The following is a 672-nucleotide window of genomic DNA, read 5'->3' as shown; positions in this document are numbered from 1 at the left end:
GCATAGGCCAGCGCCAGGGCGGGCGTGACGGCGATCCCCACCGCCGGCCCGTGCATCAGCCCGAAGAAGGTCATGACCGCGCCGGCCCCGGCGAAATAGGCCGCCTTGATGAAGTCGCCCTCCACCACGAAGACCGCGATCGCCGCCAGGACGAGCCCGCCGAGGATGGCGCCCTCGCCCATCACCTCCAGCCCCGGATAGAGCACGCCCATGCCGATCAGCTTGTCCATGCCGACGGCATGGGCATTGGTGCCGGCGGCGGCCAGCGCGCCGTCGATCAGCGTCTTGGCCCAGGCGGCGAGATGCGGCGTCAGCGCCAGGACCACGGCCGGCGCGTGGCTCTTCGGCACCTCCTGGAAGGCCTGCGCGCCGATCAGCATGCCGATGTAGAGCAGGATCGGCGCGATCGCGACGACGGGCACCAGCGCCAGCAGCACCGAGGCGACGCCGAGGAAGGTGAAGACCAGCACCGCGATCCCCGTCGCGAAGGAATAGCCGATCCGCCCGCCCATCGCCTTCCAGCCGGGGTGGCCGATATAGACCGCGTTGATGAAGGGGTTGCCCATGAGGCAGCCGATCAGGCTCACCACGCCATCGGCCGTCAGCACCTGGGTCGTGGGGAAGTGGTCGCCCGCGGCCTCGGCGCTCTCCACATTGTCCATGGCCTCGACG

General features: G+C 70.1%; 1 pseudogene. It reads right to left on the bottom strand.

Going from position 1 to position 672, the window contains the following annotated elements:
- Nucleotides 1-672 (bottom strand): annotated as a pseudogene (locus tag AC1DWF_RS35090) (regulator); the annotation flags it as partial.

Source organism: Aminobacter sp. P4_D5, assembly GCF_056401815.1.
Note: the sequence above shows the minus strand (reverse complement) of the source record. Positions and strands in the feature narration are given on the sequence as shown.